Origin of the sequence: Variovorax humicola (assembly GCF_037889915.1) — a bacterium.
Classification (GTDB): domain Bacteria; phylum Pseudomonadota; class Gammaproteobacteria; order Burkholderiales; family Burkholderiaceae_C; genus Variovorax; species Variovorax humicola.
On the sequence record NZ_JBBKZV010000024.1, the window covers coordinates 13961 to 32223 of the forward strand.

Sequence of the window (18263 nt, forward strand, 5' to 3'; positions counted from 1 at the left end):
AAAGAGAGGCCTCTATGATGCAGCACGCATCGCGCGGCCGACACACTCAACGCAATTCCCATGACGTCTCCGTTACCGACCCGATACAGCGTGTTCGCGCTGTGCGTCGTTGGCCTGTTCGCCAGCCTGGCGACTGCGCTGGTCTGGCCCGGGCTGTGGCGGGGATGGATCGGGCTGGCCGGCTTCGCGGCGCTGGTCGCCACCGGCGTGCACGACATGCGGCAGAAGCGCCACGCGATCCTGCGCAACTACCCGCTCATGGGCCATTTCCGCTTCCTTTTCGAATACATCCGGCCTGAACTGCGGCAGTACTTTTTCGAGAGCGACGCCGAGGCCGCCCCGTTTTCCCGGGCACAGCGCTCGCTGGTGTACCAGCGCGCGAAGGGCGACCCGGACAACCGGCCCTTCGGCACGCAACTCAACGTGACCATCGCCGGCTACGAGTGGATGAACCATTCGATGCGACCGACCAAACTGGCGCACCACGACTTCCGCATCACCATCGGCCCCGACTGCGCGCAGCCCTACAGCGCGAGCGTGTTCAACATCTCGGCGATGAGTTTCGGCGCGCTGTCGGCGAACGCCATCATGGCGCTGAACCAGGGCGCGAAGATGGGCGGCTTTGCGCACGACACGGGCGAAGGTTCCATCTCACGGCATCACCGCGTGCATGGCGGCGACCTGATCTGGGAGATCGGCTCGGGCTACTTCGGCTGCCGCAACGAAGACGGCAGCTTCAGCGAGGAGCGTTTCGCCAAGGCCGCGAGCGACCCGCAGGTTCGCATGATCGAGATCAAGCTGAGCCAGGGCGCGAAGCCGGGTCACGGCGGCGTGCTGCCGGGCCCCAAGGTGACGGCCGAGATCGCGGCGGCGCGCGGCGTGCCGATCGGCGTCGACTGCATCTCGCCGTCCTCGCACAGCGCGTTTTCCACGCCCGTGGAAATGATGCGTTTCATTGCCCGCCTGCGCGAGATGTCGGGCGGCAAGCCGACCGGCTTCAAGTTCTGCCTGGGCCATCCCTGGGAATGGTTCGGCATCGCCAAGGCCATGCAGCAGACAGGCATCACGCCCGACTTCATCGTGGTCGACGGCGCCGAGGGCGGCACGGGCGCTGCACCGGTGGAGTTCACCGACCACGTCGGCGCGCCGCTGCAGGAGGGCCTGCTGCTGGTGCACAACACGCTGGTCGGCGTGAACCTGCGCCACCGCATCAAGCTCGGCTGCGCGGGCAAGGTGGTTTCGGCCTTCGACCTGGCCCGCATGATGGCGCTCGGGGCCGACTGGTGCAACGCGGCGCGCGGCTTCATGATGACGCTGGGCTGCATCCAGTCGCAGACCTGCCATACCGGCCACTGCCCGACGGGCGTGACCACGCAAGACCCGCAGCGCCAGAAAGCGCTCGTGGTGGACACCAAGGCCGAGCGCGTGCGCAACTTCCACCGCTCCACGCTGCATGCGCTGCAGGAACTGGTGCAGGCCGCGGGGCTCGAGCATCCGCAGCAGATCACCGCGCACCACATCGCGCGGCGCATCTCCGACACCGAGGTGCGGCTGCTGTCGAACCTGGTCATGCAGGTCCAGCCCGGCGCGCTGCTGGGGCCGCTGGACCATCAGCACAACGTATTTCGCATGTACTGGCCCATGTCCAGCGCCGACAGCTTCCAGCCGCTGGCGACCCCCGCGGACCTGCCGCTGGTCGACAGCGCCCGGAAGAAACAGCCAGCCCTGGCGGCCTGAGTTTTTCACCCACGATGAATCCTCTGCGAAGCCGCGCCACCCGACTCCAGACCCGCAAGGGAAACGCCTCCGCGCCAGCGCCGCTCGACGCGCTGAACCCTGCACCGCAACCCGGCGACTACGCCGCCTTCCTGCAGTCCACGCTGCCGCAACAAAGCACCGGCGTGGCGCGCCACCGCTTCGGCACGCAGCGCGTGTGGCTCAAGAAGGCCGGCCCGCGCCACGCCATGTGGCGGTATCACTTGCTGGCCGCGGTCGCGAAGGCGTTCCGGCTGGACGTGCTGACGCCGGTGCCCAATCCGGGCGGAGAAGCGGCCATCGAGATCGAGGCGCGCCGCCTGCGGGCGCTCGGCGAGCTGGGCTTGCGCGTTCCGACCGTGCTGGCGCAGCAAGCCGGCGGCATGCTGATTTCCGACCTCGGCGAGGGCAACCGGGCACCGATCGTGCTGAACGAGCGGCTCGACCAGGCCGCCGCCGTGGGTCCCGCCGCGCTCCTCGCGGTGTGGCGCGAAGGGCTCGACGCGATCGCGCTGGTGCATTCGCGGGGCAGCTACCTGAGCCAGGCCTTTGCGCGCAACCTGATGTACTGCCCCGACGGCACCATCGGCTACATCGACTTCGAAGACGACCCCGGCGAATCGCTGGCGCTGGCCGAATGCCAGGTGCGCGACTGGCTCAGCTACCTGCACTCCACCGCGGCGCTGGTGCATGCGGCCTCGCCGCGCAGCGCCGGCGGCCAGTGGCATGCCGTGCTGGCCGACGCCAGCGATGAAGTGCGCGAGCGGCTGGCCATCGCTGCGCGACGCGTGCGCTGGCTGCGGCACCTTCCGGCCAACCGGCGCTGGGGCCGCGACACGCAGCGCGTACGCGCCGTCGCGCGCTTGCTGACGCGGTGGTATTCGCCCACCTTCGACCCGACCACGCGGTCGGCGCCGCTCTCCAGGAAGTAGCGCCTACGACACCTCGACGCCCAGTGCCGCCAGACGCTTGCGCAGCGCGAGCACCAGGCGGTCCTTGCTGCGCAGCGGTGCGCGGTGCGCCACGGCCAGGTCGATGAAGATCTGGTCGTCCGGATCCTTGCAGACCACGCTGGCGCGCGGGGCGGGATCCACGCGCTGCGACAGGCGATCGAAGTCGGCCAGCACCGCGTCGGGCGTGCGCTGGTAGAAGGCCAGGCGCGGCACGATCTGGGGATACGCGAGCACGCGCGCCAGTTCGTCGCGCATCGCGGTGGTCGCCAGCCAGCGAAGCTCGCCGGCATCGAGCGCGGCTTGCAGCGGCGCACAGGCTGGGTCGTTGAACACCAGGAGGTCGAGTGCGATGTTGGTGTCGATCACGAGATTCATGTTCGCGGGCGGAGAAAGGCTTGCAAATCTTCCCACGGGGCGCGCTGTTCGAAGCCGTCGGCGGATCACGGCGCGGACTTTGCTCCCGCTTGGCCCGCTTGGCCAGCCTCCCCCGCCTTGCGCCGCGCCGAGCCCGCGATCATGTCGAACTTAAACGTTTGGTCGAGGTTTCTCCACTGGAGAGAGTGAGTAGGAATGGTCATCTGCGCTAGTGGATGGACTAGAGGAGACGGAGTGAAAGGGTGGCTACTCAACCGCCCGCCCGCACCCTCTCCCACTCTTGCTGACCCAACTGGAAGTCTGCCTTACGTTGCACGTTGTACTCACCCCAATTGATCTTGCCTGTGTAAAGCTCAAGAGAGTTCTTATCGTTGCGGGCAAGGGTTTGATCCATTAAAGCCGCGAACTGCGCACCTTTCGGGCCGCCGTACTGTCGATAGACTTGCTGAATCTTCGCCGTGCGCTCGCGATTCAGCTGCTTGTATTTTTCGAACGGCGCACGCTCCGTCGCATCCATCTTTGATGTCTCAGCGAGTTGCGCAAACGTCAGGTCCTTGGCATTGCACGCGGACTTGACTAGCAAGGGCTGAAATTCAGGAGACTTGCAGACGGCTTCGGCGTCGGCTGTGGCAGCCTTCTGCGCGTCAATGATTGGGTTTGACGCCGGTGTCGAACCGGGTTGACCACCGGAGTTCGCTTGCTGCGACCGCTGCAGGTAGAAGCCCTTGGCGTTCAAACACGAGGCATATAGACCGTCGTTCGTTTGCATGTTGCTAGACGAAGTACCACCAAACTGATTCACGGCAGCGCCAGAGACACGCTGCTGCGATTGCTGCAGGCAGTCATACCGCGCACGGCTGAACTCGTCTTGAGTGGAACCCGGCTTTTGCCACTGCATCGGTGCGCAACCGGCAAGCACTGCTACGAGTGCGAGAGAGGAAAATGTAAGGAGTCTCATTTGTCGAAATGGGTTCTATGAATAATCATATTGTCCAGTCGACAGCAAGAATCTCGATGTGCGCTAGTTAACGGATGTTGACAAAGTTCTCCCAAGTCGTCCATTGAGCAGGGGCTTCGTCGCCATCGAACCGCCCCAGAGAGGACGTGGCCCGTGCGTAGAACAGGTTCAGGTCGATCTCGTTTCGCAGGTACTTGATCTTGATCCGAAAGGCCACGTCCGGGTCGAGGCCGAGATAGCAACAATGGTGGATGAACGTGGGGGAGCAAACATAGTTGTAATCGTCGTCCGCGATGGCTCGGGCCACGATTGCAAGCATTAGCTCCTGTAGGTTTACCAGCGGGGTCGAGGGGAGGCCGGGGGCCATTGGCTGTACCTCTGGGCCTTGGCTGATAAGTTGATCGTCCATACGCGGTTCTGGGGAGTCCACGTGTATCTCCGTCCACGCCGGGTCGAGTTATCGCCCAGATCGTTTATGAATCCTCATCCTCGTAACCGGGATGCAAGTACTGTTTGCCTTTGTCGGCCTTGGCCATCCGGTCGATCAGCTTCGAAGCCATGAGCCGGGTCTGGGCGTTCTCCTGATCCTCTTTCGATGGCTCCACGACTTCAACGGCCTTTTCAGGGCGACGTTTCCCCAAACGGGCCGCTATCAGCCTCTCGGCCTCATCGACCATCCACTTATGAAGAAAATCGGAGCGTTCAAAATAACCTGTGGTCATGGCTGAACTCCAAACTTGTCGTTGAGTGCATCCACTTCCCCCTGCGTCAATGGACGGTTCAAGCCCGCAGGAACAGAGACAGTGTCGAATGGGCCATCCTGAGCGCGAAGGGTGCCGAGCACGTTCTCCCTCTCGCAGATCCATACAGAGGGGAAGCCAATGGGGTTTTCACTCGTCACCGATGAAGCCGCTGGCGTCCGGTTGGCAAGTGGATCGTTGTAGTCATAGGCATCGCTACCAGTTGGGGGAGCAGGACCACGGAGGCCGAGGCCATCCTTTGACCGAGCAACGCAGGCCGCGCTGTACGCCATCATCTCGTCATAGGCGCGTGCCTCGGCGTCGATGTCCGCTTGGCTGCGCGGGGGCTTCTGAGCACGCGACGCTTTGTAGGCAGGTAGGGAGCCAGGTGCAGGCGTCGGATCAGGCACGATGGTTTCACCCTCCCAATGTCCAGTCATGGATTTTCTCCTTGGGTAGCCAAAGCTCTTCCGACCTGAGCGGCGATCTTCTTCATACCGTCCGGGTGCTCAGCCATCATCCGAAGCACGAACTCCTGTTGACGCTGCGGTGTCTGGGCAAAGACCCACTTAGCCGTGGATGGGATGAGATTCATGGCTCCGAGCATCAGGCGGATACCGGGCTCAGAGTACAAAGCATGGGCTACGCCGGTCCCCCCGAGAACTACAGCGGCGTTGGCGGCAGCGATAGCTTCGGCAGGGATACCCAACTGGTGAGCACCGAACGACAGTCCACCCGCAACCCCCGGCACGCCAAGATTGCGAGACAAAGACGACGATAGACCAGTAGCAGGCCCGTTCAGCGTTTCCCTAGCTGCGTCATTCAGATTCAAACGCGGGTCATAGCTGGGCACCTTCGATTGAGTCGCAGCGGAGCGGAATTGGTTGGGGGTGAACCCTCCCTTCGTGGCTGTCGCTCTCTCAGTGGCAAGGTTGATGGGGAGCATCCGCTGATAGGCACCGTTGAGAACCTGAAGCTGTTGGAGCACGGCGGGGTCGTTGCTCTTGAGTGCGCTACGCAGCGAGGACTGGAGCGTGTAGAAGGCCTGTCCCAGTGGATGGTCAGCGGGGTTGGAGCTATTGGCGTGGCTACGGGCAAGGTTCCCCAGTTCCACGTTGATCTTTTGGGCTGTCTCTCCATCGATCGCAGTTCCCGCTCGCTGAGCTTTCTGTAGCTCCGGAACGATCTTCTGCTGGTAATAGCTCACGACGCTTCCCTGTTGGGCATCGGTCAGAAGTGGAATGTCCTTGATAGCCTGCGCCGCCCTTACCACGGCCTGATTAGCGTCCTGGGGCGCGAGGAACGTGTTTGCCTTCACGTCCTCATACCCAGCGTGGATCGTGTCATTGATCTGCTTAACGGCTTTGTAGCCTGAGCCCTCGTGAGGGATGCCGGTGTTCTTCAGGGCTTGGTCAATCTCAGCCTCGGAGTACTGACGGATGGCTCTACCCTTGGCCCGATCCACGGCAGCGCCAGCGAGGGGAAACTTTGACAGTGCCCGCTCAGCGGCGGCAACGATGCCATCGTTACCGAAGGCTTGCCCATAGGTAGGGGTGATACCCGCCTTCATGAGTTGAGCAGCGTCGGCGGTAATGCCACCGAGAGCACGCCCTGTAACGTTGCCTACAGCACGACCGGCGGCAGCGCCTCCAGCGCCCATGGCCGCGTCTTTCATGATGTCGGTAATGCCGTTGCCCTCGGCGGCTGATTTGGCGGCGCTGTAGCCTGCATTGGCGGTCACATCGGACACGAGGGGCGCAGCCCGCTTACCAATGAGCCGAGTGGAGAGGGGGAGCATGCTTTTGCCTGCACTCGCAATGGGACCACCGGTAAGAAGCAGTTCCGGACCCATTTCGCCAAGTGCCCCGGGCAAACCCAACGATGGACGCTGCTGACGGTAGGCATCGGCCTCACGCTTCACGCTTTCGGTGTTCTCAGCGACCATGGGCGAGTCCGTGGGGAGGACACGGTTCCCTATGTCGGTCAGCTTCTCACCCAACAGGTTTGCCCCGCCAGCGAAGCCTTGACCGATCCGACCCGCAGCGTCCACGAGGGTGTCCCTCAGGGACTTCTCGGAATGGGGGCCAAGGTTCTGAGCAGATACAGCGCCCACCGCGGAGTCAATGTCACCGCCAAAGCTTGGCTTGTCCTCGTCAGCGCTGGTACCACGGACCTCGATGCGGTACGGGTTGGCGTTGGTCGAGCCACCGCGCTCCTCAGCAAAGTCCTCCCACGGGGCCGCGTCAGAGGTCTTGAAATCCTCCCACGGGGCGGACTTGTCGGCCATTACTTGCTCCAGCTTGACGGAGAGGACGGATCGCCGCCGAGGTAGGTATGGCCCTTGTAGACCATGCCTTGCATTTGCTGCTCAATGAGAGGGCGGCGCTCAGGCGTTTCGGATTTCCACTGTTGGATCAGGGGCGTCCTATCCACGCTGCTCTCCGATGGAGGCTTGTAGTTGCCAGTCTCACGGGTAGCAGCCTCCACCCCCCGCGTGACGTTGGCGCGGACGGAGTTGTCTTCTGGGGCGCTGGGCGCCACACCACCCGCTGCCCTCGTGAAAATCTCTCGCAGCTTTGCCTCCGCAGCCCGGCGCGCTGTCAATGACATGGGCTGGTCAAAGCTACCCACCGACTCCTTGATGGCCTTCACGTCAGCATCGGTGAACTGAGGGCCGAACATCTTCCGATCCGCGAACTTGGCGAGGTTGGCGGCTTCGATCTTGAGTTGCTTCAACGCATCGGCATCGGGGGTCGTGTCGCCAGTGAAGAAGGACTTAAAAGCTTGGCCTCCAGCTTTTGCCCCGCTGGTCGTGGCCTTGTCGAACAGAGGGGCCATGCGATCCAGAGTTGCAAGACCCTCTTTGGCGTTGGAGACGGCGGTGGCAGCGTCGGCCTGAGTCTTACGCACGTCCGCGCCGGTAGTGCCAGTGACACCCTCCACCTTCTCAGCGGGCGCACCTGGCTTCTTGCCGACGCGGTACACCGTCCCAGTGCCGGGGTCCGTCACGATCTGGTAATCGCTGGCTTTATCTCCCCCTTGGGCTGAATGAACCAGTTGGGCGATAGTGGCCCGTAGGTCGTTTCCCTGTTGCGCGATCAGTTCACGCGATTTGCGATCACGCTCAGCTTGGTCCGCGCGGGATTGACGGGTTGCCTCGGCTTCGCTGGACCGCCATGCACGGTTCTCGGCACGCTCAGGAGCCTTCGTGAGTTGGTCTTGGACGTATGCCTCCATAGCCGGCTTGAGGCTCGGGATCGTGGCCCCCTGCTGCGCCCACTGGAGCTTCACTTGGTCGGGCGCGTTGTCGGGCGGCTTCCGCTGGAGATGGGCCTGCGCTGCGGCCGCATCGATACGGTTGAACCCAGACACATCTTCATCGAGCTTGCTCTGGGAGAAGGCGTCCAACGCACGGGCACCGAGGGGAGCCAAGATGCCAGAGACAGGGGTTTTGTTCACTGTTCCCGGCATACGCGTGCCAGTTACAGAGGAAGTCCACCCGCCCACTTCTCCCGGCTGGTCCGGCGGGGCATAGATACCTTGCTGGCGGGCAGCTTGGAGGGCATTGGCCTGTAGCTGGGATTTCTGTCGTGCGATGCGTTCAGCCTCGGCCAGTAGGGAAGGATTCAGATAGCCAGCGGTGTCGTTGTCGTTGGGGAGGTCATAGGCGGTAGGCATCAGCTTTCTCCTTCGCCGCGAATTGCGTATGCAGCTTCGAGGTGGTCCCTCAGCGTCGGCGGGTCCGGTGGCCGTTGGGCGTCCGTTCCCAGTCGTTGCTGTAGCCACTCAGTGGCCCCCTCTGTCTCGACGCGGTCCACGATCTGTTTCATGGCGTGGTGCATGGGGGAATTGGGGAGGCGGTCTGGACGGTGGGACTCAGAGGGGGTGAAGGGCGTTGGGAAGCCATGCTTGTTGGCTGTAGTGGCGAGCTCAGGCTTATCTGGGTGGTACAGATCTGGCCGGATGCGGTTGCCCTCTTCTGCCCGCTCGAATTGGACCAATTCCCGAAGCATGTCTTGCCCCGTCTCCTTGGAAATCAGCCCCAATCTCCCAGCTTGCCTTATGCGTTGAACCGCACCGGGGGAGGACAACAGTTCCAGAACAGCGGGGTCAGTGAAGGGGAAGTGTTGGCGTGGAGAAGTCATAGAGCCCTCACGGGGTCGTTCTCGTCGGCCTCAATTCGCTCAATGGTCTGACGAATAGAGGAGGCTGGCTTGTCGTCGTAACTCGGGCCATGTCGGAGATGTTTGGAGGACAGCGGGTCAGCCGGAAGCTCGGCGGGGGCGTCGGGAGCCGGGCCGGGAATTGAATTGAGGCCATTTAATTAACTCCTTGGGAATGGAATTGTAAATACGGCTCACGTCCTCGACTATACGCCTCCCCTCCTAATGTCGAAAGGGGCCAAGAAGAATTAAATTAACAGCAAATAAATTGACTGAGACCCTGTACGCGCGGGCGCGTAGGCGCGAGGGAATCCAGTCAGAAGCAGTAGCAATTACTCTGTTTTGAATTGGGCGCCAGAATATCTTGATGACAACCAAATCTAAACAGGTCAAATTGGGTCCTGCCCCGGGCAGCTTGAAATATGCGGAGGCTATGGGTCGCCAGCTACAAGAGATGCGCGAACTAATGGCGGACGAGGGCCAGGACGCGTTCGAAGGATGGGTCAAGGAGTACTGCCCGTTCCCGCTGGATACGGCGCTGAGATTCATCGCTCTTGTTGCGTCAGAGCAACATTACCGATAGTTACTCAAGTTACACCACACGGCGTAAATGGCCCTTTTCGGGCCGCTATCGAGGTGTTTAGGCGCATTTCGGCCTTGGTACCGAAACACTTTCGAGATGTGGCGTTTGAGATTCATGACAAACACTACATCTAGTGCCTCGCATGGCGTATGCACCCTAGATATAGTGCGCCTGCCGAGGCAAAAAAGAAGCCGGGTGTACTAGACCCGGCTTCTGCCCATCATTCGCTGTCAGGGGTTTCCTAACAAGAACGGTTTGAACTAAACGATCTTGCCATGGTTGCGCGTCGGTGGACAGCAAAACCGCTCATACCTAGGAGGTAATCATGAGCAAGCAAGCCAGAAGCGCCGTCACCGGCCAGTACGTCCCCCTCCGCGAAGCAGTCCGCCACCCGCGGACCACGGTGGTGGAGACACGTCCCACCCCCATGCCGGTGCGCAAGCCGTCGCCACCGCCGATCCGTCGCAAGTAAGGACGGGATGAAATGAAGGGCTGGTAGAGCAATCTGCCAGCCCTTTTCTTTGGTGGGCGCGATACTGGCCCCCTTCACTAGAACCGAGGGATTGGAGGCTGGGAATGGAAACTGTTAAGGCAGTTTTTGCCGGAGCCGCCTTTGTCGCTGGGCTGCTCATCCTTTTCTACACCCTTTTCTCCTATGAGGATGAAGAGAAGAAGGTCAAGAGTTGGTTCGACGCCGCCTGGATCGCATTGAAAGACAAGGATCAGGGGATAGCGACAAGGCTGGGGGAGTTTTTGCGAAAGCTACTCAATGGACTCAACCGCTATTTACAAGACTGTATGGCGCAAAGTTGGTGTCTCTCCGGTCTGTAGCTGCTGCAATTTGCCTTGTCTCCGGCATAGTTTGCTTTGTAGGCTCATTCTTTTTTCCAGAAAATGGCGTTTTACGTCCCCATATCTCCATCTACACCCTTCCGCTATTGACCGTTTTTTGTGTGTGCCTCGGCGCAACATTCTTTCAAGTGAGCTGGCCTTCTTACATTGCAAGCGGCCTCGTGTTGGCGTACATAATTTCTGAGACGGTTGTAGTCAACACCTTATTTGAAACGATAGTTATGGCCGGCTTAGCATCGGCGCTGTTCGTTGAAGCATTATTGATAGCCACGATAAGGAAACTGTTTTTGCTAGCGGCAGATTCCCCCACACTACTAGGCACGGGGGGATTTATCCTGGGGAGCACATTGATAATTCCAATGTATCTTCTGATCGCCGAGAAACTGTCCTCATTACCCGAGCAATATGGAATTTCGATTGGTCATGCCGGAGTAGGCTTCGCGCTTCTTAATCTTATACCCACACTAACTTCCCTATCTTTATTTGTCGTTTTGCTTGTTGCCGTCGTGTTACGTATTGTCTATGCACTACTTCCCCGGTTCATCTACGTCCCCATCAAGCTCAAGCTACTAGACAACCGCAAGGCAGCTACGGCGCTGGGGATTGCTCTTATGAGCGTTTCGGGCTACGTGGGTGCAGACTTTATGAAAGAGAGCGCAAAGGCAATGGGATTGGGGTGAATGCCACTCAGAGGAGAATTTATGAAGTCAAGAATCATTACGATAGGAATAAGCATGGCTCTGCTTAACTTCCACGCAAGTGCGGAGGTCACTGTGATGGGGTTTAGTTCATGCGGCCAATGGGTTAAGCAGCGCGCTGTGGAACAAGGGACCAGAGAGCGATTCGTAACCTTGACCATGGAAATGTGGCTCATCGGTTACCTTTCGGGCCTAAGCGTGGGAACCGACATCGAAGTACTGCGGGGTCGAGAGTCTCAGTCGCTATTACTTTGGGTTGATAACTATTGCAAAGCCAACCCTCTTGACGATACATCAATCGCTGGGCACGCGTTATTCAATGCGCTCAAAAAATTAAAGTGACATCAATTTCTGTGCCATATTTACACGGGGGTCCACACGCATTCAGCATGCCCCCCATCATCGCCTCGGCAGCACAACATGTAGCCATTCACCACATGGCAGCATGATTCACACATGGATTTGGTGTCGTGACGTTGTAGTCATGGTGCTTGATGCGTGATGACCAACCAACATCAGGACAACAGACAAGCCCCCGGCGCATAGCAGGCGACAAAGCCTCGGCGCATCCATCAGGACAGCAGGCTATTCGTGGTGTCTGGTGAACAAGGCGTTCCGGGAGAGAACTCACTCTTCCTTTGGTGGCAATGACTTAGCAGCGCCTGAGCTAGTGGATGAGTCGACATCACGTTTATCTTTGATGTCCTGAGCTATGGTGACTGTCTCTTTGTAGGCAAGGCGTCGGGCAGACACCCAATGCAATTCAGGGAATTCTTGGGCCAAAGATTGTCGTGTTGACAGTGGAGCAGCAGTAGCAGCTTTGGTCAGCAGCTTGTCCAGGAGCGGTTTGTTAGTCTTCAAGTACTCCTTGCCGCCAAGCTCTACGTACGCTGCGTGGGCATCCCTTTCCAGCCGTCCAGTCAACGGTTCTTTGGGGTCCAACACCTCAGGGAGTAGCCTGGTGTCTGGTGGTTTTGGTGCGCCTATATCGGACGCGGCACATCGCCCATTTAGGTAATCCTCATAATTCCACATCATCGAGTACTCCTTTGAAAGCGACGGGCAGGTGAATTAAGCATGGTCACGTCACCCCTCTCCTCCTTTGAATGTATTCGGCGAATTCCTCTTACGCGCGAGAAGTTTACTCTCATGCTCTTTAAAAAGAAAGAACGATCCCCCCTAAAACGGGAGGAATTCGCCGAGACTTTTCATTAACGCCAAGCACACACAACTTTTGTTGGAGGAATTCGCCGAATTCGATCAGAACTCTAGCGGCCTTGCGCTCGGCATACGCGCCAATAGCGCCTCATATTCCCCCTTTGCCTCCGGAATTGCATCTCTAAATTTCACGAGAAATCCTTTTGGAATATCAAAACGAGTGTACTCTGTTCGACTCGCTATTCCACTATTTCTCGCATTTGGCGACATCTTAATAAACCCCATATTAAACAAAAAATTGATGAAGCGGTTCCGCAACGCTTCTTTATCTTTGGTATGTCCGCGAAACATCCGGTGGCCGCTGGATCCCACTAGGTCGTCCCTTTTTACTTCTGTCAGGCCACGCGCCAGAATCTTCCAAAATAAATGCAACGTTGGTTCGTGGAAATCATTCTGGAGAATCGACACCTCATGGAAATATTCTTGTTGCTTCAGAAGCACTTGTTCGTGAAACGCCACGGCCTCTAGCATCGTTTCCAACCTTATCAAAACTCTACGCTTGCGTCGTCCGTCAACCTTGTCCACGATTTCCAGATCGCGGTGATCGAGTTTTCCGCCTTCGATGTACTTGTAAAGTTGAAACACTGCCGCGAGACGCATTAGCCTTTTCTCATACTTTGAGTTCCACGCAAGCAAACCGAATTTGCGATCACGCTCTAATTCAAGATTCTGTTCCAGTTTTTTATTCACGAACGCAATCCAGCGGGTGCGAACGCTGTCGTCTAGCACGAGCACGTAGTCGCGTAGGCCGAGCATTTCTTTGAGGACGGCATGAAACGCTGGCTCGGCTCCGGGCACGCTCATACGTGGGTTCGCGGGCCAGGTGTTCGCTCGGGTGCCTACGCTGATAGTCAGTCGGCCGAGGAAGCCATCCACGAGCGCCATTTCGAAGTGCTCCCAGAGTTTCAAGCGGTCGATAGTGGTCGCGCAGAGCATCGACGTATGGAGACTGGCGGCATAGACCTCTGGATTGCCTTTGTCTTTCAGTTTCTTCTTGTAGCTGCCACCGTCGAACAGCGTGTTCAGGAATTCGGATAAATCCGTGTAGCCGTTCTTCGCGTGGTGAGTAACTGCACCGTTCAGGAAGTTGTAGAACTCGTCGGTTGCCACGTTCAGAGGGAAGCCTCGATTTTCAGACTGTTGTTGCACGAGCATTTCGATGGATGCCGTGGATATCCAGTAGGTTTTCTTGTAGACGCGCTTTGTATCTTTTTGAAGCTCCAGTTCTTCGCTGATCTGCAGCACTTTGTCCTCGCCTTTTATAAATACCATGAGGTCTTTATGCGGGCCAGATTTGTTCACGCCAGTGCCGCCTACTAGTAGCGCGAAGTCCGCAATGTTCACATCCGAATTTGGCACGTGGGGGTTCGTCTGAACACGAACGCTCGAATGTAGACACCCGGCATGGACGGCAAGGAAAGGCGCGGTGTACAGCGCAGGATCGCAGCCCCAAAGGTGACACCGGTCGCGAATGAAATCCTCATAGACCTTCGGCATAAGACCGGGCAGCTGGTCTGGTCCGGTGCCATAGGAAGGCGCAAGCAAGTTGTCGTCACGTGGATCGACAATCGCATCCATTTCCTCGCGCTCAGCTTCATTCAGCGACTGCTCGATTTCTTGAGTCGAGACGAGAGTAATCTTGGAGGTCATGACACTCTCCGATCCTGCTCGCGCAGCCACGATTCGAAGATTTCAATGCCGCGCCCTACGCAATGGGCATGTAGACATTTGAAGCCGCCGCGCCCAGCGTTGTCGTCGGATGGGGCGTAATACACGGTGGACGATCCAGCGGTGTTTTCCGAATGCTCATCGGACCACGGACAGGGGACGTTCGCCTTGCCACTTTTCAACGGGCCCCAGTTCGCTTCGACCAAAGCCAGTGTGCTTCGGGCATCGCGAGTCAGAACCCCGTCCCACGGTGGAGCGTCGAACTTGCCCCTGAACTCGTGAACTGGCGGGAACGCGGCCACTAGCTCGGCGTAGCTGTATCGGCGACCGTTGGCATCGAGCAGACGTACCGGCTTGGGGTTTGCCGGGTCCTTCACGTGAGCGAAGCCGGGGACACGCAGGACGTGGTTCAGTCCACGTATCGACCGATCAGCGTTCGAGCCCAGCCGCTGCATGATCCCCCGTTGGAGAGGGTCGAATTGGTCCAGCGGGACGCCATCGGCCAGCCAGTACGCGTGGAACTTGCTCGGTGAAGACTCCACGAGGATCGAGGGAACCAAGGGAAATTCAGGGAGGGGCTCGGCCGGATCATCGAAGTCCGCGAATACCGCACGTACCCGCATCACGTTCGCTATCGGTCTGGAGTTGTCTAATACAGGGGTGATTGCATTAACGCAGACAAATACATTTCGCCCTAGCTTGTTCCATTCGGCTAAATTGTCGAATTGATCCCCAAGCGTGCCGTATATATGCTTGGCATATGGCAATAGCATGAAGCAGAATTCGTGATTAGCCCAATCGGGTTCAATCAACGATAAGAATTCGGCCGTCTGTTCAAAATCAATTAACGCTGACATTCTCGGCTTTCACTAAAGAAATTTAGGAAATGCCGCCCGAACCAGGCTATAATCGGGGCTCTACTGCTCCTCCGTTTTGCTCCTCATTCGGACGAACGCTTTGAAACCCGACAGTTGCTAGCTGATCGGGTTTCGTTTTGTCTTGAATGAGAATGCGAATGCGAATGTTAATTGGCCGAATTATGGGTCAGCTCAGCCCGTGTCTATTCTACGCCGCTCAGGCGTTATGCGGGGTCGGAATCGTTTCTGGTCCCCAGAGCTTTCTTCAAAAATTCAGTCACTTCCGCCATTTCTAATGCGCCGACAAATTTGATGAAGACGCTGCCATCGTCATTTGCTCCGACTTCGGCAGGCTGATCACAAGAGAATGTGAATTTGGTAAATTCGGAATTGCCACCACTATCGCCGCCACGCTCGACGGTTGCCCACCTCATGTAATCGCCGGTGGTACGGTTCAAAGTCTTTTCGCTCACATTCTGTCCTTGGTTAAATCGGGAACGTCCCGGCTCTATCTTAGCTCAAACTGGACATGCGCCTCATGGCAATTCCCTTTTCACCGTCAATTCTGGCTCCAATACCGGATACAACCACTCGCCTTTACTCATTACATCCACCAGCTTCCGGCCACCTTTGCCCTTCATTTTCATATAGGGCCGGTTATGTACTTGACTCCATTCCACCTTTTCCAGCTTCACCGCGGCAGCTATCTCAAATAACTCCATCTTGGGGTTCTCGAATTGTTGGCTGTAAAAGTTGGTCATAGCATCCGACCATTCCCCGAGGCTTACGGTGGGAGCGCCAGTTGTCTTCTTGGTGAGGTGGCGAATGAATGTGCGACACGCGTTCACGTGCGAGGGGTCAAGGTAATGCGTTGGATCAGCGGCCACCACCCGCGCCAATTCCTCCTCGGTAGAAATGATGGGTGTCATTTCCATGGCTGGGGATCACCTATTCCTGGGGTTCGCTTTCCGGTTCCGCTGGCAAGGCCGGACAGGCCGCGTCTAGGCTCGGCGTAATCGCGTAGGAACGTCGAACGGCCCTCCCCGCCACACGTGTAAGGGTCGGGTCCGGGAACGTCCCCTAGCTCTACGCGGGAGCCTGCACGGGTCATGGTCTCTCTATTCGCCCCCTCCCTTTCCGCCGCTCGCCGCGCTACGTCGCAGAAAGCCGCATAGTTCAGGTACACGGTCCCATCGAGCGACATGTGGCTCTTGTCGACGGTGTTCAGAACAGCGTAGGCGTGGCCTTCCTCGGGCTGCAGAATCCCCCGGATCGTAATGGGCACCACGGGGCCACCATCGAGTGACCAGCCAATGATGTCGAAGGAAACGGCGTTGACGTGTTGAGTCTTGCCTTCCCCCTTCAACTGGGCGTCTACCAGCTTGAGATGGGTGTAGAGATTGGCAAAGACAGACGGGTTCGTGTCCCACATCTCGTCACCCCTGCGATCTCAACCACTCTTGGCGGTCGGCTTGATACTTGGCTTGGGCGGCGTGGTCGGCATTCAGGACTTCTTGCTGGAGCGCGATCCTTGCCATGTCCGCGTCGGTGATCGCCTTCTGTCGCCGGGCCTCAGCTTCCTCCTTGGCCTTGCGTCGGATCGGCTCAGCGGCTTTCCACGCATCCACCGCCGTGAACCAAGCGAGGACGTCACCGGGGTCATACAGAAACGTGCCGTACAGCCTCATGACGGGCTCCAGCTGAGGGAAGCCATCCTTCCTGTAATTGATCATGGTTTGAAGGGAGCCACCTTCTTTGTACGGGCAAAGCTCATGGCTCTCGATATGCTTCCGGGTCCATTTGCCGTAGGGCATCGGGTCGTCAATCATGAATTGGCTCCACTAGGAAAAATGCCCCCAGATCGTTAAATCCGGGGGCAAAGGCATAAGCTAAATCAGTCAACCGGAGAAATGTTCCCGGTCCCTCGATTATAACTAAAATCTATCGATGAATTACGCTCCATATAGAAATTCTCTTTTCAGGATTCGACTGATTTCACGCAGGCCAATACTTCATCCAGTCTGAATCTATTCCAGCGTCCGAATTTGTAGCGTGGAGGCAAATAGGCTTTGCCGCGATGGAGGCCAATTCTCAGGGCATTAGGGGTAATGCCCAGAATTTGGGCTGTTTGTCGGGAACTGATGTATTTAGGCGGGGTCATGGGAACCACTATCCACCCTCGATCAATGCCTGTTCAATAGGCCAAGTTACAAGTGGCGACCCCACGGGTTACGTCTGTCGCCATTCATAACAAGTCACTTCCCGACGCTAGCCCATGCCTCCCGGACAGACTCCACGTTGACGTGGGCGTAGTGGCGGGCAGTCGTCGCCGGGTTCGAGTGGCCGAGTGCCTTGGCGATGATTGGCATGGAGACCTTGGCGTTCACGAGGATCGAGCCATAAGTACGCCGCAGGTCGTGGATCGTTATGTCGTCGGGCACGTCCGCGAGCTTGAGAACTTGCTTCCACGTCTCGTGCGGCTGCTCTAGGTGGCCACTGTCGCTGCGGGTCGAGGGGAACACCCATTCGCTCTCGTCCACCGACTCCTTCTGTTCTTGGAGAATCTCCACCGCCTCGGGAAGCAGGACCACCTCAAGCTCACGGCCATTCTTCGACTCACCGGCAGGGATGACCCAAATACCAGAAGACAAATCCATATCCGCCCACCGGGCCGCAGACAGATTCGAGCGACGCACGCCGGTGAGAAGTAGCAGGCGGAAGAACGGCTGGACCCAATCCATCCATTGGGGGGACTGTAGAGACCAGAGGATTTTGGAAGTTTCAGAGGGGGTCAGGACGCGGGTGCGGGGGCGGGAGTCCACTACGTCAATCGCCTTCGCAATGTTCGCCCCCATATAGAGGTCCATCTTGTTTGCGTAGGCAATGATGGCCCGGAGCACCTTCACCGCTCTCGCTGCCGCATGGGCTCCCCTGCTCTCGGTGATCTTGTCGTGGCGGATCGACAGCTTGGCCTTCGTTATGTCTTGGACGGGGTGCGGGAGCCAATCATGGAAAGACCGCTCAATGATCTTCTCGGGTTCGGCCCAGGTCTTCATCTTTTTAGCTTTGAGATGTTTGCCGTAGGCCTGAGCTAGCTCACCCAGAGTCATCGCTTTTGGCTTTGGGGCTAGCGTCCCTCCGTTGCCTATTTCAGATGAAAGCGCCTTGGCTTTCTTGCGGGCGGCATCGACGGTCACATCGGGCCATTTCCCCAGTGATTTCCGGACGGGGCGACCCGTGGCGGGGCACCATTTGTAGAGACCCCAGAGGACGTTTTGGGCGGTGATGTAGAGCCGCAGGGAGGGCTCTGTTTCGTCCTGTATTTCGCTAGTGACGCCTAGCTGTTTTTGAGTTTTGACGTAGGACTCAGTGATCCGGGCTTTCATTGGCTATGGTTCCAGCTAGTTCAGAATTGAAATTTCCGGCGTCGTCATGACGTTCCG

The 18263-nt window shown here is 58.2% G+C and carries 21 protein-coding genes; 6 read left to right on the forward strand and 15 right to left on the reverse strand.

Annotated elements, in window-relative coordinates; all coding sequences use genetic code 11:
* Positions 1 to 60: 60 nt before the first annotated feature.
* Together WKW80_RS26895 and WKW80_RS26900 are read left to right on the forward strand one after the other, a co-directional pair.
* Positions 61 to 1737 carry an FMN-binding glutamate synthase family protein gene (locus WKW80_RS26895; protein WP_340366641.1) on the forward strand — a complete coding sequence of 559 codons (1677 nt, stop codon included), beginning with the start codon at positions 61 to 63 and terminating at the stop codon, positions 1735 to 1737.
* Positions 1738 to 1751: 14 nt separating this feature from the next.
* Positions 1752 to 2687 (forward strand): BUD32 family EKC/KEOPS complex subunit, encoded by a 936-nt coding sequence (locus WKW80_RS26900; protein ID WP_340366642.1) that lies wholly within the window; start codon positions 1752 to 1754, stop codon positions 2685 to 2687.
* A gap of 3 nt (positions 2688 to 2690) precedes the next feature.
* Here WKW80_RS26900 and WKW80_RS26905 read toward each other — a convergent pair whose 3' ends face one another.
* From WKW80_RS26905 to WKW80_RS26935, 7 genes are all read right to left on the reverse strand, one after another.
* The gene (locus WKW80_RS26905; protein WP_340366643.1) at positions 2691 to 3083 is read right to left on the reverse strand and encodes a putative toxin-antitoxin system toxin component, PIN family; all 393 of its coding nucleotides are present in this window, start codon (positions 3081 to 3083) and stop codon (positions 2691 to 2693) included.
* Between the two features lie 250 nt (positions 3084 to 3333).
* Complete coding sequence (locus tag WKW80_RS26910) at positions 3334 to 4041, reverse strand: hypothetical protein (protein ID WP_340366644.1); 708 nt, start codon at positions 4039 to 4041, stop codon at positions 3334 to 3336.
* A gap of 67 nt (positions 4042 to 4108) precedes the next feature.
* Positions 4109 to 4360, reverse strand: a complete 252-nt coding sequence (locus WKW80_RS26915; protein WP_340366645.1) for a hypothetical protein — start codon at positions 4358 to 4360, stop codon at positions 4109 to 4111.
* 154 nt (positions 4361 to 4514) lie between these two features.
* Positions 4515 to 4763: a hypothetical protein gene (locus WKW80_RS26920; protein WP_340366646.1), complete on the reverse strand. Its 249-nt coding sequence runs from the start codon at positions 4761 to 4763 to the stop codon at positions 4515 to 4517.
* A complete protein-coding gene (locus WKW80_RS26925) occupies positions 4760 to 5221 on the reverse strand; it encodes a hypothetical protein (protein ID WP_340366647.1) in 462 nt (153 codons plus the stop codon). The genes WKW80_RS26920 and WKW80_RS26925 overlap by 4 nt, the downstream gene beginning before the upstream one ends.
* Positions 5218 to 7068 carry a hypothetical protein gene (locus WKW80_RS26930; RefSeq protein WP_340366648.1) on the reverse strand — a complete coding sequence of 617 codons (1851 nt, stop codon included), beginning with the start codon at positions 7066 to 7068 and terminating at the stop codon, positions 5218 to 5220. Before WKW80_RS26930 ends, WKW80_RS26925 begins: the two co-directional genes overlap by 4 nt.
* Positions 7068 to 8459 carry a hypothetical protein gene (locus tag WKW80_RS26935; RefSeq protein WP_340366649.1) on the reverse strand — a complete coding sequence of 464 codons (1392 nt, stop codon included), beginning with the start codon at positions 8457 to 8459 and terminating at the stop codon, positions 7068 to 7070. The genes WKW80_RS26930 and WKW80_RS26935 overlap by 1 nt, the downstream gene beginning before the upstream one ends.
* 852 nt (positions 8460 to 9311) lie before the next feature.
* On the opposite strand from WKW80_RS26935, the gene WKW80_RS26940 reads away from it, so the two are divergent.
* From WKW80_RS26940 to WKW80_RS26955, 4 genes are all read left to right on the forward strand, one after another.
* The gene (locus WKW80_RS26940; RefSeq protein ID WP_340366650.1) at positions 9312 to 9527 is read left to right on the forward strand and encodes a hypothetical protein; all 216 of its coding nucleotides are present in this window, start codon (positions 9312 to 9314) and stop codon (positions 9525 to 9527) included.
* 576 nt (positions 9528 to 10103) lie between these two features.
* Entirely contained in the window at positions 10104 to 10358 is a 255-nt protein-coding gene (locus tag WKW80_RS26945) for a hypothetical protein (RefSeq protein ID WP_340366651.1), read from the forward strand.
* A gap of 149 nt (positions 10359 to 10507) precedes the next feature.
* Entirely contained in the window at positions 10508 to 11059 is a 552-nt protein-coding gene (locus WKW80_RS26950; RefSeq protein ID WP_340366652.1) for a hypothetical protein, read from the forward strand.
* A gap of 54 nt (positions 11060 to 11113) precedes the next feature.
* A complete protein-coding gene (locus WKW80_RS26955) occupies positions 11114 to 11419 on the forward strand; it encodes a hypothetical protein (protein ID WP_340366653.1) in 306 nt (101 codons plus the stop codon).
* A gap of 285 nt (positions 11420 to 11704) precedes the next feature.
* Here WKW80_RS26955 and WKW80_RS26960 read toward each other — a convergent pair whose 3' ends face one another.
* From WKW80_RS26960 to WKW80_RS26995, 8 genes are all read right to left on the reverse strand, one after another.
* Complete coding sequence (locus tag WKW80_RS26960; protein WP_340366654.1) at positions 11705 to 12115, reverse strand: hypothetical protein; 411 nt, start codon at positions 12113 to 12115, stop codon at positions 11705 to 11707.
* Between the two features lie 222 nt (positions 12116 to 12337).
* Positions 12338 to 13945: a DUF3987 domain-containing protein gene (locus tag WKW80_RS26965; protein ID WP_340366655.1), complete on the reverse strand. Its 1608-nt coding sequence runs from the start codon at positions 13943 to 13945 to the stop codon at positions 12338 to 12340.
* Entirely contained in the window at positions 13942 to 14820 is an 879-nt protein-coding gene (locus WKW80_RS26970; RefSeq protein WP_340366656.1) for a DNA-primase RepB domain-containing protein, read from the reverse strand. Before WKW80_RS26970 ends, WKW80_RS26965 begins: the two co-directional genes overlap by 4 nt.
* Before the next feature lie 224 nt (positions 14821 to 15044).
* Positions 15045 to 15293 carry a hypothetical protein gene (locus WKW80_RS26975; protein WP_340366657.1) on the reverse strand — a complete coding sequence of 83 codons (249 nt, stop codon included), beginning with the start codon at positions 15291 to 15293 and terminating at the stop codon, positions 15045 to 15047.
* Between the two features lie 63 nt (positions 15294 to 15356).
* On the reverse strand, positions 15357 to 15755 hold the full coding sequence (locus WKW80_RS26980) for a hypothetical protein (protein ID WP_340366658.1): 399 nt from the start codon (positions 15753 to 15755) through the stop codon (positions 15357 to 15359).
* Entirely contained in the window at positions 15746 to 16252 is a 507-nt protein-coding gene (locus WKW80_RS26985; RefSeq protein WP_340366659.1) for a hypothetical protein, read from the reverse strand. Before WKW80_RS26985 ends, WKW80_RS26980 begins: the two co-directional genes overlap by 10 nt.
* A 4-nt stretch (positions 16253 to 16256) precedes the next feature.
* Positions 16257 to 16649: a hypothetical protein gene (locus WKW80_RS26990; protein WP_340366660.1), complete on the reverse strand. Its 393-nt coding sequence runs from the start codon at positions 16647 to 16649 to the stop codon at positions 16257 to 16259.
* A gap of 426 nt (positions 16650 to 17075) precedes the next feature.
* Positions 17076 to 18206: a tyrosine-type recombinase/integrase gene (locus WKW80_RS26995; RefSeq protein WP_340366661.1), complete on the reverse strand. Its 1131-nt coding sequence runs from the start codon at positions 18204 to 18206 to the stop codon at positions 17076 to 17078.
* Between the last annotated feature and the right edge of the window lie 57 nt (positions 18207 to 18263).

Bases quoted from the DNA above. Each gene is read 5' to 3' on its own strand.
- WKW80_RS26900 (WP_340366642.1), top strand. From the start codon at position 1,752: ATGAATCCTCTGCGAAGCCGCGCCACCCGACTCCAGACCCGCAAGGGA.
- WKW80_RS26925 (WP_340366647.1), bottom strand. From the start codon at position 5,221: ATGACTGGACATTGGGAGGGTGAAACCATCGTGCCTGATCCGACGCCT.
- WKW80_RS26930 (WP_340366648.1), bottom strand. From the start codon at position 7,068: ATGGCCGACAAGTCCGCCCCGTGGGAGGATTTCAAGACCTCTGACGCG.
- WKW80_RS26960 (WP_340366654.1), bottom strand. From the start codon at position 12,115: ATGATGTGGAATTATGAGGATTACCTAAATGGGCGATGTGCCGCGTCC.
- WKW80_RS26920 (WP_340366646.1), bottom strand. From the start codon at position 4,763: ATGACCACAGGTTATTTTGAACGCTCCGATTTTCTTCATAAGTGGATG.
- WKW80_RS26965 (WP_340366655.1), bottom strand. From the start codon at position 13,945: ATGACCTCCAAGATTACTCTCGTCTCGACTCAAGAAATCGAGCAGTCG.
- WKW80_RS26915 (WP_340366645.1), bottom strand. From the start codon at position 4,360: ATGCTTGCAATCGTGGCCCGAGCCATCGCGGACGACGATTACAACTAT.
- WKW80_RS26955 (WP_340366653.1), top strand. From the start codon at position 11,114: ATGGCTCTGCTTAACTTCCACGCAAGTGCGGAGGTCACTGTGATGGGG.
- WKW80_RS26940 (WP_340366650.1), top strand. From the start codon at position 9,312: ATGACAACCAAATCTAAACAGGTCAAATTGGGTCCTGCCCCGGGCAGC.
- WKW80_RS26905 (WP_340366643.1), bottom strand. From the start codon at position 3,083: ATGAATCTCGTGATCGACACCAACATCGCACTCGACCTCCTGGTGTTC.
- WKW80_RS26985 (WP_340366659.1), bottom strand. From the start codon at position 16,252: ATGTGGGACACGAACCCGTCTGTCTTTGCCAATCTCTACACCCATCTC.
- WKW80_RS26970 (WP_340366656.1), bottom strand. From the start codon at position 14,820: ATGTCAGCGTTAATTGATTTTGAACAGACGGCCGAATTCTTATCGTTG.
- WKW80_RS26895 (WP_340366641.1), top strand. From the start codon at position 61: ATGACGTCTCCGTTACCGACCCGATACAGCGTGTTCGCGCTGTGCGTC.
- WKW80_RS26935 (WP_340366649.1), bottom strand. From the start codon at position 8,459: ATGCCTACCGCCTATGACCTCCCCAACGACAACGACACCGCTGGCTAT.
- WKW80_RS26945 (WP_340366651.1), top strand. From the start codon at position 10,104: ATGGAAACTGTTAAGGCAGTTTTTGCCGGAGCCGCCTTTGTCGCTGGG.
- WKW80_RS26990 (WP_340366660.1), bottom strand. From the start codon at position 16,649: ATGATTGACGACCCGATGCCCTACGGCAAATGGACCCGGAAGCATATC.
- WKW80_RS26980 (WP_340366658.1), bottom strand. From the start codon at position 15,755: ATGGAAATGACACCCATCATTTCTACCGAGGAGGAATTGGCGCGGGTG.
- WKW80_RS26995 (WP_340366661.1), bottom strand. From the start codon at position 18,206: ATGAAAGCCCGGATCACTGAGTCCTACGTCAAAACTCAAAAACAGCTA.
- WKW80_RS26910 (WP_340366644.1), bottom strand. From the start codon at position 4,041: ATGAGACTCCTTACATTTTCCTCTCTCGCACTCGTAGCAGTGCTTGCC.